The organism is Xylanibacter rodentium (genome assembly GCF_013166575.1).
Classification (GTDB): Bacteria; Bacteroidota; Bacteroidia; order Bacteroidales; family Bacteroidaceae; genus Prevotella; species Prevotella rodentium.
This window is the reverse complement of the sequence record NZ_JABKKE010000016.1, coordinates 59,820-74,163: the sequence shown is the minus strand read 5'-3', so window position 1 is coordinate 74,163 and position 14,344 is coordinate 59,820. Positions and strand designations below refer to the sequence as shown.

The window sequence follows — 14,344 nt, the reverse complement described above, 5'->3', positions numbered from 1 at the left end:
CGTTAAGGAAGATTGTCTGGTATGTCTTTTGTCGATTACAAAGATAATGTTTTTATTCAATTTACGTTTTTACCCCCCCCCGAAATAACATTCTTTAATATTATTTCAGGAATCAGTAACTCGTCTTGCCATTACGCCTCATCCCGCTTGTTACGGCGGCACTATGAGAAAATGATGTAAATGAAAAGTAAATTTAATGTTAATAAGATTACTCAGTGAAGTCAATAACATCACACCTTAAAGTTAATAGCTTTACCGAGTAATCTTATTAACATCACAAAAGCGGAATACCGCACATGCAGCATTCCGCCTTTACTTACCGTCAATCAGTCTGTCACTTTGTAGGCTTTACAGGCTTTATGGACCCGTCCTTGGCAAATTCCATCTTGTCGATGCACACCTCGCGGTGGATGCCGGGCTGTCTGGACTTGTCTATATAGTCAGGATTGATTCTGTGGTACACTATGCGCCACTCGTCAGTGCCGGGAATGTTGATTACCGAATTGTGGGCAGTGCCGTAAATCCGCTCGCCGGGGCGCTGTACAAGGATGTTGCACGGCTCGGCCACCTCAATCTTTCCGAGCGGTGAGCCGGATGTGCCATATGCCACATGGTAGTTGGGCGAACCGGTATCGTCCACCGACCACATGAAGTAATATATGCCGTTGCGGAAGAACACGTAGGGTGCCTCGCGGAAAGCATGAGTGGAAAGCGAGCCGCCCTCAGGCGTCATCACCGTCACTGTCTCTTCCTTTATAGAGGTCATGTCGTCGCCAAGTTCAGCTCCGGCCATATATCCGTTGCCCCAATATAGATAGCACTTGCCTGTGGCAGGGTCTTGAAACACGTCAACGTCGATTTGCTGTCCGTGTCCCACGGGCGACTTGTCGACGATGGGCCTGTCAGCGGCATAGAACGGTCCGGCCGGGTCGTCGGCCACGGCCACGCCGATGGCTTTGCGGTTGGAGGCAGGGTTGTGACCGCTGAAATAGAAATAATACTTGTAGCTGTCGCCCTCCTTGCGCTCAATGATGGCCGGAGCCCACGCGTTGCCTGTAGCCCACGGCACCTGCGGTCCTTTAAGGTCGAGCATTATGCCTTCATCGGTCCAGTCGGACAGGTTGGACGACGAATAGACTCTGAAATAGTGCCCGCCCCATCCGGGTGTGCCGTCAGTGGTGGAATAGATATAATACCTGCCGGTCTTGTTGGAGTAAAGAATCTCAGGATCGGCATGAAAACCCGGAAGTATCGGGTTGTGCTTATTGTCAAGAGCCGAATGCAGAGTGCTGGTTCCCGATGTAGAGGGGTTCACTTTACGTATTGTCCCGTCTTCGTTGTAGCAGAGCGGTTCGACTATCACCGAGCGGCTGCCGCTGCCGCCACCGAGACCTCCAATGTGCGAGAAGAAGTAGTTCTTGCCCTTGAACTCGACTATGGCCGGATGGGTGGTATTACTGTTGCCGGCCACTTCGGAGATTATGCCCTTATATTCCCATGGGCCGTCTATGTTGTCGCTCATGGCGTATGCTATCTTCTCGGGCCACTGGGCCGCATATGTCAGGTAGTATTTCCCGCCGCGCTTATGCACCCATGGGGCCTCTGTGAAATCGGGCAGATGCACACGCTTTATCTCTCCGTCAAGTTCGAGCATGTTGTCCTTAAGCCTTGCATAATAACACAGTTGGTTGCCCCAAAACAGATATGCCCGGCCATCGTCGTCGATGAACACTGTGGGGTCTATGCTCACCCAGCTGTGGCGCGCCCCCTTGCAGTCGTCCTTGGTGATGAGCGGCTTCCCGAGCGCGTCCTTGAACGGGCCTTTCGGGCTGTCGCTCACGGCAATGCCTATGCCCGAGCCGTTGGTGCTGATGTAATAGTAGTACTTGCCGTTGCGTTCGATACACTGGGCGGCGTAGGCAGCCTTGGAGCGGTCCCACGCAAAGTCTCTGACGGCCAGCGGCATGGGATGCTCAGTCCAATGCTGCATGTCGGTGGTGGAGAATACGCACCAGTTGGGCATATGGTAGCCGGGCTTGTTGCCGGGTTCGTCGGTGCCGGTGTACAGCCAAAGGGTATCACCGACCACCATCGTCGCCGGGTCGGCCGTGTGCTTGTGGCGTATGAGAGGATTTCCGGTATTCACAAAACTGTAGGGCGCGTTGTCTCCCCACTTGGCTGTCAATACGGCTTTCTCCTCTGCCGTGATTGGCATCACAGTCCCGTGACGCGGAAAGAAATCTTTGGTGAAAGATTGCGGTTCCGGTGTGAAGTTGACAAGGTCTTTGGTAGTCTGATATTCGTATCTGCCGGAACTGTACAGGTCGTACATCAGTATGTATTCGTCGGAATGGTTGAGCTTGAAGATTCCCGAACCTTCCACCGCTGTCTTGCCGGCATAGGCGTCGATATAGTCAAACGACTCTTTCCATGGCCCGCGAAGACGCCGTGCCGTGGCTTTCTTTATGCCGTTCTTTATCTCCTTGCCGTTCTTGTCCTTGGTGTTTCCCTTGAAAAACATGTGCCACTTGCCGTCAGGACCTTTCACTATGTCGTTGTCTATGCAGCCGTCCTTGGCACGGAACAACACCTTGGGCTCGCTCTCGAATCCGGTGAAGTCTCTGTTGGCATAGGCATAATATGTCACCAGCCCTTTGCCGGCATCGCTGCGGCGAAGAGTGAAATATATCATATACTTCCGGGTATCAGGGTCGTAGATGGTCTGCGGCGCCCACACCCAATAAGCATCGGAAAAATGTTTCGGATAGTCTTTGGAAAGGTTTATCGTCGAGTGGGTCCATTCGGTAAGGTTGTGCGACTTCAGCAGAACGATGCCCGGATTTGAGCCCCAGCCGTCGCGCACGGTGTTCATGTCGGTAGCCACCATGTAGAAGCTGCCGTCCTCGCCGCGCAGTATGTGCGGGTCACGGATGCCGCCCGTCAGCGATATGGTGTCGGATGAGATTACCGGAGAATTGCGATTGAGGGCTTTCCATGTTATTCCGTCGTCGCTCACGGCAAAGCGCAGGTGCTCTTGCAATGAACCGTCGCCACGGCCTTCAAAATAGGCAAACAAATATGCGTCACATTCCGGCACGGCACCAAGGACCGGGGTGAATGTTGCAGCCATGCACACCAATGGCAGTATTAAGAATCTGCGTATCATTTGTATGGTTGTTGTATATGTTTGACGTTATGTTATATTAAAGACAAAAACGGTATCGGACTAAATCCTGTCTACTATCAGCCCGCCGTTGGGCTGCAAAGTCACCTTGACAGTGCCGTTCTTGCCCACCTTCACTTGCTTCAGCCGTGCCTCGCCCATCATCGCACCCTTTGGCGCTGGGGTGTCGGTATAGCAGTCGACGGTCTGTCCGGCAAACATGTCAAGCGGAAGTGTCAGCGTGAGCGGCCGGTCGGTGGCATTGAGTCCGGCCACTATCCAACGATTGCCGCAGCGACGGGCCATCACTACATAACGGCCGGGATAACCGTCGATGAGGCGTGTTTCGTCCCACTCCGTGGGCACCGAGCGCAGAAAACCGAGTATCTCGGGCGACAATTCCGTAAGATTGTTGGGCTGCATGGCTATGCACTGCACCCGTGTCTGTATGACCACCGAGGCGGCCATCTCGAAGACATCGGTGGTATAGCGCGCATGGCGGCTCTTGTTGTCGCGAGACATGCGGCGGTTCATTATCGTGCCGCCCCAGTCCATCGACGCCACGGCATTGCGGCAGAAGGGATGGAGGGTCAGGTCGAAAGCCTCGCGGCGTGCCGCTCCGTCGTCGAAGTAGACATTCTCCGAAGCGAGCACGGCCTCACTGGCCACAAAGTTGGGATACATACGCTCCCATCCGCGGGGCAGCGTACATCCGTGGAATACCACCTGAAGGCCGAAGTCGTTGGCGTCGGCCAGAATATCCTCGTAGAGCTGCATGGTCTGCTGCTTGTCGCCGCCGAAGAAGTCAACCTTTATTCCCTTCACACCGATGCTCTTCATCCACGCCATCTCGCGGCGGCGGGCCAGCGTGGTGTTCATACACTGCTTGGGAGTCTGCGGTGCATTGTTCCAATAGCCGTTGGAGTTGTACCAAAGCATCAGGCTGACACCCTTCGACCGGGCATAACGGCTCAGTTCGGCCATGCGGTCGCGACCGATATTCCTGTCCCACCAGTTGTCTACAAGACAGTATTCGTAGCCCATAGCCGACGCAAGGTCTATGAACTTGACCTGGTCGTCATAGTTGATGGAATTGTCCTGCCACACCAGCCAGCTCCAGGTGTAGCGTCCGGGACGGTACTGTTCCGACGGTTCGTAGCGCTGTTCCACCAGATCGTAAGCCACGGTGGTCTCTGCTATAGGCGCCAAAGTGGTGCCCACGGTAATGGTGCGCCACGGAGTGTGTCCGGGCAGCGCCATGCCAACCGTGGCTGTGCCGTTTCCGTTGTTCTCGCCGTCCATGGGAAGAGCTACGGTATATCCCGAGGCGGGATCGTAGTCGGAAAGATGACATCCGGCATATTTGCCGTCGGTACCGGTCTCGCTGACAAGCACCCAACCGTCTTCGCCCACATGGAAAAGACATGGGAACGTGTATCCGCGGCCATATTGCGAACGTTCGGTCATGGGCGCATCAGGCTTATACGATTCTTCATAGCTGGGTTTGGTACGTTGCCATCCTACCATCGGGTCCGACTGGGCACAGATGAAAGTGGTGGTCTTGGCAGGCAGACGGAAAGCCGTGGCCTCGCTGCGTATCACCATCGATGCCGTCTCGCCGTATTGGGGAAACGAATAGCGGAAAGCCACATCGCGGTCGGACACACGGAATGTCACCGTTATCTTATGGCGTCTGGCATTCTGCATCTCGACACTGAGTTCGTTGGCACGGTAGTGCACGGAAGATGTTTTGGTGCCGCTCATCTTATACGACATGTCGACAGTGTTTACACTATGACCTGTTATTGTCATGCCGGTGCTGAAGTCACCGATATCTGCCGTCAGTCCCAATGCCGAAGGCTCCAGCATCTGCAGGCCGTCGCACGTCACGGCATAAGTAGGCCGGCCGGCAACCGCCGATATTTCCACCTCAATGCGCCCGTCAGGCGACTTTACTGTAAGGTCGGCAGCCTGCACTCCAAGTGCCACGGCAATCATCATTACAATTGCAACAAATGGTTTTCTCATAATCGTTATGTCATTAAGTTGTGATAAAGTGTCACAAAGATACTCAAAATTTTGGTAAGAATAAAAGTAAAAAAAGAAAAAGTCGCAGAAAGTCTTTATTACAAGACATTTTCTGCGACTATAAAATTATTTCTATCCTTACTTATACCGTTTGTCCATCATTCCGACAAACCGGCAGAGGCATCATACTGCACCAACTCGACATCGTCCACAAGACATTCCGCACCGGCAACACCATCGGCCCAAAAGCCAATCTCCACGCTGCCACCGCTAACGTGCACACGGTCAATGGATATCGTCGTCCAGGATGTCATCGAAGGCTTTATCTTGTAAGACTGACGACGCCCCGCACTCACTGCATACATTTCAAGACGCGAGAAACGTCCCTTGCGGCGCACACGGGCACGCATGGTATAGACACCGTCGGGCAACGGTATTGTAGGCGTGGAAGCCACGGTCTGTGATACACGGCGAACGAACGGCATAAGACTATCGCTGATACAGAGACTCTTCTCGCCGATAACATGACGACGATCTTCGCGGGTGTTCATATGGTTGAGACGCGGTGAAAGACTGTCATCCACAGCTACGCGGCAACCCTTGATTACGGTTGTATGCCAGCCAAGCAGGAAATCCTGACGTGGCTTGACAGGATTGGGGATACTCCGGCGGTCGGCCTCAAAGCTGCCATTGAGAACATAGTTGTTGTCACTGCCCACACGCCATTCGCCCGTCACGGCATTAAGACTCCACGACGAAAGCGAATTGAAACGGGGTTCATCACCGTCGAACGACAGTGGCACCCATTGGTTATAGCCGAGTCCGTTGCCGGCAAAATCGGCCCAACGGTCTCCGCAATATATCACAGTCTCTTGCTTTGTGCCACGCAGAGTATAGAAGAAACCTGTCTGAGACACATGGGCGTAATCGGACTCACAACCTTTCATCACCTGCATATCATTGGTCGGCAGATATGGCCCACGGATGTCGTCGGCCATGAGATAGTATGCATATGAACCATCCCAACCGTAAATGTTGGAGGCACACATGTAATACTTGCCCTTATACTTGAACATACAGTTGCCTTCACGGCTCGCGCCACGGAATATTTGAGTACAGTCAATCAGGTCGATACTGTCGTTGACAATACCTATTTCCGATACGTAAATCTTGTTACGGCCCCGACCATATGAATAGACAAGGTATGAGCGACCTGTATCATCGTCGGTGAACACTGTCTGATCACCGGTATTCGGAGTACCTATCATCTTGGTCATGTCCTTGCGCCATGCCCAACGGAACTGACCGGTGGGATTGTCAGAAGTGGCTATGAGCACCCCCGCACCGTCACTATTGCTATGTTGTACAAAGAGAGCATACTGGCGTTTCTCCTTGATATATACCACACCAAGACGCCCCATCCAACCGCCGCTTCCATGCTTTTCCACCTCGTCACGTGTGAGCACGTCACCCTCGTAATGCCAATCGGTAAGATTGTCGGAACTGTAGCACGTCACGGCGCTGAACACAGCATGTTCTACAGTCACCGTAGGGTCGTTGCGATACTCTTCGGCGCCTTTATATCGCATACCATACCAATAGTAACGCTCACGTCCTGTCTGCGGGTCGGCAAAACGAAATATGCCTCCGCCTTGACTGTAGAGCGGCCGTCCGTCGGAAGTATTCCAAAACGTATCATTGTGTATCGGTTTGAATCCGTCACCAACTGCCACCTGCCCTGCCGATTGCACCATCGGCAACAAAATGACAATGAGCAATATCTTAAACATTTTCTTATTCATGATTTGTATATATAAAATTAGTTTCGATGACTCCATAATTAGTTTCAAAACAAAAATACAATAAAAATCGTTCATATCAAAAGCGTATAGCACTTTTCAAAGGTCTTTTCCAATTTTAAAAGGATATTCACAAAACGAATAAATGTATCTTGGTAACGCTTTTCTCGGGTCGAACTCACGTTATTCTATTATGATGTCAGCGCATGGCGGTGGTATAGATAAAAAATACGGATGCGCCAAAATTCGATTCTTCGAATTCCGACACATCCTCATAAAATGTACCCCGATCGAGAATCGAACTCGAATCTACTCTTTAGGAGAGAGTTGTTCTATCCATTGAACTATCAGGGCAACAACGTTTCCGGTTTGCAAAGTTACATCAAAAAATTGAGTAAAAGAAACAAAACAGTGGTTATTTTCCCGTCTTCTTGACAACACGCCGAATAAATAAAAAAAACGGCCGTGCAGGGATTGTCTCTGCACGGCCGTTTTTTTATTTATCGGGAATATCTCTTACTTATCCACTTCGGAAACCTTGGCTGCACGCTTACCCATAATGAGATAAGCGATAGGTGCGGCAATGAAGATTGACGACAATGTACCGAAGAACACACCAAGAATCATTGCGAAAGAGAAACTGCGTATGCTGTCACCGCCAAGGATGAAGATGCAAAGCAGCACAAGCAATGTAGAGAACGAAGTGTTGATGGTACGGGCCAACGTCTGATTGAGCGAATCATTGAACAGACTGCGACGATCGCGCTTACCGAAAAGCTGGAAGTTCTCACGGACACGGTCGAACACCACCACCTTGTCATTGATGGAGTAACCGATAACGGTCAGTATGGCTCCGATAAAAGTCTGGTCAATTTCGAGAGACATCGGAACAATCCCCCACAAAAGCGAATAGAATCCGATTACGATAAGGGTATCGAGGGCCAATGCAACAGTCGATCCTACCGAATAAGCCACATTGTGGAAACGGATAAGGATGTAAATGAATATGGCTATCAAAGCGAAAATTACGCTTACAATGGCACCGTATGTAATATCCTTAGCCACTGACGGCCCCACCTTGGTACTGCTGATGATTGAACCACCAGCACGCACATCAGGATTTTTGAATGCCTCGACACTGCTTTGGGTAACGAACCCTGCCTGTGACAACGAGCTGAAAAGTATATCCTCTGCCTCATCATCAACCGACGGGTCATTGGATTCTATCTTATAGTTGGTTGAAATGCGGATGGTCTTCCCTTCGGTTCCAAGAGCAATTACACTGACATTGCTTTCACCGAAAGCACCTTGCAGCACAGGACGTATCTGCTCGGGCTCTACATTCTTTTCAAGCATCACAACATAATTGCGGCCACCGGTAAAGTCAATGCTCTTGCTGAGTCCACGAAGCATGAAACATGCCACAAACAGCACGGCAGCAGCACCCCAAATGACAAACGCCCGCTTCGACATGCCCATGAAATTGATGCTTGTCTTCTTGAATATCTTGTCAGACAATCCTGTAGAGAATTTGAGGTCAAGCCATTTGTCACGGCTCATCTGACGATCGAACACAAGACGTGTCATATAAACAGCAGTGAAGAACGAGCAGCAGATACCGATGATAAGTGTGGTAGCAAAACCACGGATAGGACCTGTACCGAACACATAAAGGATAATACCTGTAATTATCGATGTAAGGTTGGAGTCGAAGATGGCCGAGAAAGCATTGGCATAACCCTTCTTCATGGCCTCCTTAGCATTGAATCCGGCACGCAACTCCTCCTTTGTACGCTCATATATAAGCACGTTAGCATCAACAGCCATACCGAGGGCAAGCACAATACCGGCAATACCCGGCATGGTAAGCGCGGCCTGGAACGATGTGAGTATACCCAGAGTAAAGAACAGGTTGAACAGCAGAGCCACGTTGGCCAACAGACCGGGCCACCAACCGTAAAGAAGGAACATATACAGCATCAGCACCACAAAGGCAACGATGAACGACATGATTCCCTGTTGGATTGACTGTGCACCGAGCGACGGGCCAACAACCTCCTCTTGAACTATACGTGTAGGAGCCGGCATCTTACCGGAATTAAGAGTGTTGGCAAGGTCCTTGGTGTCCTCTATTGAGAAATTACCTGTAATCTGAGAGTCACCACCGGAAATCTCACCGTTTACGCGCGGAGCGCTGTACACGGTATTGTCAAGAACAATGGCGATAGCACGCCCTATGTTCATCTTGGTGAGCTGGGCCCAACGGCGGGCACCGTCCGAATTCATCTTCATAGACACACAGGGGTGGCCCATCTGATCGAATCCGTCGCTTGCCGACACGATAACGTCACCCTCCAATGGAGCGCGTCCCGAAGGCTCTGTTACCTTAATGGCGTATAGTTCATATATTGTGGCCTTGGTATCAAACTCAGCCGGTTTGGCTCCCCAGATAAGTTTCAGGTCAGAAGGCAGCAACTGAGCAGCAACGTCCGAATAGATTATCTTATTGACGGCAGCGGTATCGCGTGCCACAGCGTAACCCACCACACTGAGGCCCTGTCCCTGAACGGGCTGGAACACTGAGAACAGCGGATTCTGCTTCTTTATCAATTCATCCTGTCCCTGTTTCGAAACCGCACCCTTAGTATCCTTCTTTGCACCAAGCACGGCTGCAAGACCACTCTTGACAGCAGCGGTGTCGGCTACTGTGGTGTCAGACTTTACTGTATCTGCAACGGCAACGGTATCAGCAGCTATATCACCCATAGCGGCATATTTCTGATTGAGCTGTGCCAATATGGGGACAATCTCTTGACTGTTGTATGTTTCCCAAAACTCAAGATTTGCGCTACCCTGCAACAACTTGCGAACACGTTCCGGCTCGCGTATACCGGGCATCTCGACCATTATACGGCCTTCCGAACCTTCCAGTTTCTGAATATTGGGCTGAACCACACCGAACTTGTCTATACGGTTACGTACAACATTGAATGAATTATCTACAGCAGACTGTACTTCGGCACGCAGTGCGCGCTCCACATCCCCGTCACTGCTCTGTGTGCTCACCTTTCCTTTCATCTGCTGGGTGGCGAATATCTCTGCCAGACGATGACCGGGAGCATTCTGCTTGTAGTGCTTGACGAAGAGAGTGATGAAGTCTGCCTGACTCTTCTCCTCTTCTTTCTTTGCCTCCTGCATTGACTTTACAAACGCCGGATCCGTCTTGTGATCGGCCAAAACTGCCACTACGTCGGGCACCGACACTTCGAGGATTACGTTCATACCGCCTTTCAAGTCAAGTCCGAGACCGATTTGCATCTCGCGACACTGCTTGAAAGAATAAAGGCCGCAATACACTTTCTCGTTCATAATAGAGTCAAGGTATTCCTGGCCGGCTTCTTCTCCCATTGCGGCCGCCTTGTCTTCATGGTGACGGGTCACAAAAGAGAACGAAAGGTAGAATATGCATACGAGCATCAGCGCGCATGCGATAAACTTTACAATTCCTTTGTTTTGCATCTTGTTTATTATGTTATTTTAATTATTATTTCCTACAATACACAATTTAGCTTGCAAATATAGCTATTTTTTCACATTATGGAAAATTTATTGCCATTTTTCATTCATTTTTTAAGGTTTATCCTGCATTTTAAACCAACAGAAGATGGGATAATGGTCGGAGGCATCTATTTTGTTGTCTACCTTACAGTTATACGGTCTGAAATCACCGGAGCACATCATATTGTCTATTCTTACAAAAAATCCTTTCTGATTATACGACAATCCGATTCCTCTTCCTGTCGCCACATAACAGTCTGTCAGTCCTTGCGCAATCACACGGCGCGCATACGAGATGGGATTATCATTGAAATCACCGCACAATATAATTGGATAACCACTATGTTCCACCACATACTTGTGCACGGCATCAGCCTGAGGAGCCCTTAATGCGCCCGAAACGCCAAGCGTATGCACCAGTTTCTTCGACTCGTTACGGGCAACTTCCTTTCCCATTTCCCCTTTAAGCATGTCTTTATACTTTTGTCTGTCATCGAGTGAAAGATGTGTCGTCTCAAGATGATTGTTTATCACAATAACCGTGTCACCACAAATATCAAGATAGTAAGCCACACTTCCGTTACCGTCAGAATCAAACTCCACACGCTCCTTATGTAATATGGGGAAACGGGTATAAATGCCAACGGCATTGATGCTTTTCCGCCCAACGCGCGTTGTGTCGGTATAGGTATAGAGACTGTCCAGCCGCATCCTTACCCCTTTCCATGGAACCATGTCCTCCTGCAGGCATACAATGTCGGCGTCACACTCCCTTATATAGTCTATAATCATGTCCGACGAACCGTCGTAACGGGGTCTGCCACTATAGTTCTGCACGTTATAAGACAATACCTTTATAACATCGTCAGGCATATCTTCCGGCAGGTTTACAGGCATGTAGACGCTTATGGGTGAATATGCAAGCACATATCCCGCCACGGAAATGACAATCATCCTGCGTTTGAAAAACAGCCAGAAGAAAATAAAAAGCAAGTTGATGACAAGGAATACGGGGAACGCCAGCCCGAGACACGACAACGTGGGATAGTCCGCCGGATTCAAACGGTCAGCAAAACCAACCATCAGCATCACAACGACCGTAGCCACATTGGCTCCACCCACCATACTGACAGTCAACGTCTTGAGCTGTTTAATCATTATTGCTGCTGTCGAAAAGTTTCTGTTTTTCCTCTTTTGTCAGGCTGTCGTATCCGCTCTTGCGTATCTTATCGAGAATACGGTCCACTTCATCCTGATTGGCTTTTTTCCGGGCATTATATTCCCAATCCGACTCCTTCGCTCCGCCACGCTCCACGTGCATGTCCCGGCCCGAACTTCCACGTGGTCTGTTGCGTTTGTCGAGATTTCGCTTCAAGTTCTCAAAAAAGTCAAGTCCGCTGCTACGACCATAGCCGGACGTGGGATGGAGGTTCCAATAACGTATCATGAAGAATCCGAAAAGCATTCCGCCGAGATGGGCCATATGAGCCACCCCATCACCCGGTGAGCCCAATGCCGAGAACAGCTCTATGCAGACATAAAATGTAACAAACCACTTGGCCTTGATAGGAATGGGCAACGGGAATATAAAGATACGCTCATTGGGGAATATCATTCCGAAAGCAAGCAGAATGGCATACACCGCACCCGACGCACCTATCGTGGTCCAGCTGTTGAGCTGCATTGACAATGCCTGCCCCACCTGAAACACATCGGACAATCCGACAGACGGATCCTGACCGCTGATAGTAACATAGAACGAAACGAACTGTGCCAACTCTTGCATAAGTCCCGCTCCTATACCGCACGAAATATAATAGAACAAGAACTTCTTCGGTCCCCAAACGCTCTCTATCACGCATCCGAACATCCACAATGCGAACATATTAAATAATATATGCGCAAAATTCGCATGCAGGAACATATACGTCACGAGTTGATAAACATGGAAATCGTTTGCCAGGAAAAAGTGCAAACCACACATCGACTGCAAGTCAATGCCAACACCCTTCACCACCCATGTAGCTATAAAAGCCAAGACGTTGATGATCAACAGATTCTTGGTCACTATCGTCAAATTACGCATTTCTGTCTATATTATTATAAATCAAAATTAACTTCTGTCTTTTACTCTCTTTAGCGGGCAAAATTACTAAAAATATCCGTCAAATAACAGAGAACAACACCCTTACGGAAAAAAATTCAAAAAAAATATCATTTTTTTCGGGTTTTTGTTTGTTTTCTGAATTGTTTGCCCTATATTTGCGCATTAAATGCCACATAATCACGGCCACATCACTAATCAACAACATTTCATGGGCACAATCCCCATACAGGAAAGTCCAAAGATTATTATCTCAAAACATTAATATTTAAATTTAAGAAATTATGAACAAGACAGAATTAATCGAAAAGATTGCAGCTGGCTCAGGTCTGACTAAAACTGACGCGAAGAAGGCACTCGATGCAACTGTAGAGGCTATCAAAGAGACTCTCATCGCCGGAGACAAGATTGCTTTGGTTGGCTTCGGAACATTCAGCGTCAACGAGCGTCCCGCCCGTGAGGGTATCAATCCTGCAACAAAGGAGAAGATACAGATTGCAGCCAAGAAGGTAGCCAAGTTCAAGGCCGGTGCCGAGTTGGCCGACGCACTCAACTGATAAAGTGAAAAATAGAAAAATATTGGAGAATCCGTACTGTCGGATTCTCCAATATTTTTTATCGGTTTATTCCTTGCTTTATGGCTCAGTAGAAAATTAGATCACTTGATAAATCCATCTGCACATCCGAACACGGCTAACAGTGCATATCAAAAAAACGGCTCATGAAGCAAAGGCATCCCCGCCACATCATGAGCCGTTATTACAAACTAAACTATGAAATGCAATACCCTAATCAAGGCTGCTTGCCGATGTATGCCAGAATACCGCCGTCCACATAAAGCACATGACCGTTCACGGCATCCGAAGCTTTCGACGCGAGGAACACAGCCGGTCCGCCCAGCTCCTCAGGGTCGAGCCAACGGCCGGCCGGAGTCTTGGCACAGATGAACGAGTCGAACGGGTGGCGGCTGCCGTCGGGCTGCTTCTCGCGGAGCGGAGCCGTCTGCGGAGTGGCGATGTAGCCCGGGCCGATGCCGTTGCACTGTATGTTGTACTCTCCATACTCGGAGCATATGTTGCGTGTGAGCATCTTCAGACCGCCCTTGGCAGCAGCATATGCCGACACCGTCTCGCGGCCCAGCTCGCTCATCATCGAGCAGATGTTGATAATCTTGCCCTCGCGGCGCTCCATCATTTCGGGCAGCACGGCCGATGCGACGATGAACGGAGCCACAAGATCCACGTCGATAACCTGCTGGAACTCCGAACGCTTCATCTCGTGCATTGGTATGCGCTTGATGATGCCGGCATTGTTCACAAGGATGTCTATCTGTCCTACCTCAGCGTGGATTTTCTCCACGAGAGCCTTCACGTCGTCCTCCTTGGTCACATCGCACACATATCCGTGTACATTCTCGATTCCGGCCTCCTTGTAATTGGCCAGACCACGCTCAAGGGCAGCCTCGTTGATATCGTTGAAGATGATGTTCTTGATGCCGGCGGCAACAAAAGCCTTGGCGATGTTGAATCCGATACCATAGGAAGCGCCTGTTATCCAGGCGTTCTTTCCCTCTAATGAAAAAGGATTTGTCATTTGACTTTAAAATTATTGATTAATAAAAAAACTGAATCTGTTTTCAATTCGCTCTATTATAAATTCGTCCCCGCATGAATCATTACCTAAACCCACACG

At 49.7% G+C, this 14,344-nt stretch carries 7 protein-coding genes, 1 tRNA gene and 2 pseudogenes; 1 reads left to right on the top strand and 9 read right to left on the bottom strand.

The features are described 5' to 3' along the window. Positions 1 to 334: 334 nt before the first annotated feature. From HPS55_RS14095 to HPS55_RS09955, 8 genes and pseudogenes are all read right to left on the bottom strand, one after another. A pseudogene (locus HPS55_RS14095) lies at positions 335 to 1,261 on the bottom strand (family 43 glycosylhydrolase); the annotation flags it as partial. Positions 1,262 to 1,333: 72 nt separating this feature from the next. Next, positions 1,334 to 3,130 (bottom strand): annotated as a pseudogene (locus tag HPS55_RS09985) (family 43 glycosylhydrolase); the annotation flags it as partial. Positions 3,131 to 3,226: 96 nt separating this feature from the next. Continuing rightward, positions 3,227 to 5,191 carry a glycoside hydrolase family 97 protein gene (locus tag HPS55_RS09980; protein ID WP_172177742.1) on the bottom strand — a complete coding sequence of 655 codons (1,965 nt, stop codon included), beginning with the start codon at positions 5,189 to 5,191 and terminating at the stop codon, positions 3,227 to 3,229. Positions 5,192 to 5,349: 158 nt separating this feature from the next. Beyond that, the gene (locus HPS55_RS09975; RefSeq protein ID WP_216653137.1) at positions 5,350 to 6,981 is read right to left on the bottom strand and encodes a family 43 glycosylhydrolase; all 1,632 of its coding nucleotides are present in this window, start codon (positions 6,979 to 6,981) and stop codon (positions 5,350 to 5,352) included. Between the two features lie 291 nt (positions 6,982 to 7,272). Continuing rightward, positions 7,273 to 7,344 (bottom strand) — tRNA-Arg (locus tag HPS55_RS09970). A 162-nt stretch (positions 7,345 to 7,506) separates the two neighbouring features. Next, the gene (gene secDF, locus HPS55_RS09965; RefSeq protein ID WP_172177746.1) at positions 7,507 to 10,509 is read right to left on the bottom strand and encodes a protein translocase subunit SecDF; all 3,003 of its coding nucleotides are present in this window, start codon (positions 10,507 to 10,509) and stop codon (positions 7,507 to 7,509) included. A 111-nt stretch (positions 10,510 to 10,620) separates the two neighbouring features. After that, positions 10,621 to 11,706: an endonuclease/exonuclease/phosphatase family protein gene (locus tag HPS55_RS09960; protein ID WP_172177748.1), complete on the bottom strand. Its 1,086-nt coding sequence runs from the start codon at positions 11,704 to 11,706 to the stop codon at positions 10,621 to 10,623. Beyond that, positions 11,699 to 12,634 (bottom strand): rhomboid family intramembrane serine protease, encoded by a 936-nt coding sequence (locus HPS55_RS09955; protein ID WP_172177750.1) that lies wholly within the window; start codon positions 12,632 to 12,634, stop codon positions 11,699 to 11,701. The genes HPS55_RS09960 and HPS55_RS09955 overlap by 8 nt, the downstream gene beginning before the upstream one ends. A gap of 302 nt (positions 12,635 to 12,936) precedes the next feature. Here HPS55_RS09955 and HPS55_RS09950 point away from each other — a divergent pair, with 302 nt between their 5' ends. After that, positions 12,937 to 13,209, top strand: a complete 273-nt coding sequence (locus tag HPS55_RS09950) for an HU family DNA-binding protein (protein WP_172177752.1) — start codon at positions 12,937 to 12,939, stop codon at positions 13,207 to 13,209. Between the two features lie 235 nt (positions 13,210 to 13,444). Here HPS55_RS09950 and HPS55_RS09945 read toward each other — a convergent pair whose 3' ends face one another. Beyond that, complete coding sequence (locus HPS55_RS09945) at positions 13,445 to 14,245, bottom strand: gluconate 5-dehydrogenase (RefSeq protein WP_172177754.1); 801 nt, start codon at positions 14,243 to 14,245, stop codon at positions 13,445 to 13,447. Between the last annotated feature and the right edge of the window lie 99 nt (positions 14,246 to 14,344).

Coding starts and splice junctions, on each gene's coding strand:
- HPS55_RS09980 (WP_172177742.1), bottom strand. CDS start 5,191: ATGAGAAAACCATTTGTTGCAATTGTAATGATGATTGCCGTGGCACTT.
- HPS55_RS09975 (WP_216653137.1), bottom strand. CDS start 6,981: ATGTTTAAGATATTGCTCATTGTCATTTTGTTGCCGATGGTGCAATCG.
- secDF (WP_172177746.1), bottom strand. CDS start 10,509: ATGCAAAACAAAGGAATTGTAAAGTTTATCGCATGCGCGCTGATGCTC.
- HPS55_RS09960 (WP_172177748.1), bottom strand. CDS start 11,706: ATGATTAAACAGCTCAAGACGTTGACTGTCAGTATGGTGGGTGGAGCC.
- HPS55_RS09955 (WP_172177750.1), bottom strand. CDS start 12,634: ATGCGTAATTTGACGATAGTGACCAAGAATCTGTTGATCATCAACGTC.
- HPS55_RS09950 (WP_172177752.1), top strand. CDS start 12,937: ATGAACAAGACAGAATTAATCGAAAAGATTGCAGCTGGCTCAGGTCTG.
- HPS55_RS09945 (WP_172177754.1), bottom strand. CDS start 14,245: ATGACAAATCCTTTTTCATTAGAGGGAAAGAACGCCTGGATAACAGGC.